This window comes from Priestia sp. SIMBA_032, from assembly GCF_046535215.1.
Lineage (GTDB): Bacteria > Bacillota > Bacilli > Bacillales > Bacillaceae_H > Priestia > Priestia aryabhattai.
In genome coordinates, this window is the sequence record NZ_JAWRXD010000088.1 from 1 (window position 1) to 575 (window position 575).

Genomic DNA, 575 nt, shown 5'->3' on the forward strand with positions numbered 1-575 from the left:
GGATGTTGTGTTCTCATTACGCATTTGATATATTTACTTTGAACATAATTAAAATCAAGAAAAAGAGGCGGACGTATGGATAAAAAAGAAAATACGGTCGTATTGTTTCCACAACTATCAGAGCGCTATATTGATGAAGGTTTTTTAGCGCTGAAAGAGCGGGAATTCGAAGATGCATTGCGTTGCTTTGAAATATTACGTCAGTATAATGCGGAAACGGAACAAACGGAATTAGCTTCAGTTATTTGTTTACTCGAATTAAAACGTATGGAAGAAGCGAAAGACAAATGTGAACAGTTGCTTAAAACAGGAGTTGTCTTATTTGGTGATATTCTTGAAACGTACGTAACTATTTTAGTTCAAACAAATGATTATGAAGGTGTTATTGAAACTGTTGAAAAGGTTTTACAAACGAAAGATATAATGCCTGATCAAAAGGAAAAATTAGCGCAGCTTGCTTTATTTGCAGAAGGTATGCTAAATGAGGGAGACGCATCGCTAGTGGATTCAAATTTTGAATTGGATGAGTTTACTAATGAAATTTTTGGAGAAAACTTTGGACAGAAGCTAAGAGC

General features: G+C 34.6%; 1 pseudogene. It reads left to right on the plus strand.

Annotated elements, in window-relative coordinates:
- Positions 1 to 75: 75 nt before the first annotated feature.
- Positions 76 to 575 (plus strand): annotated as a pseudogene (locus SB717_RS33435) (hypothetical protein); the annotation flags it as partial.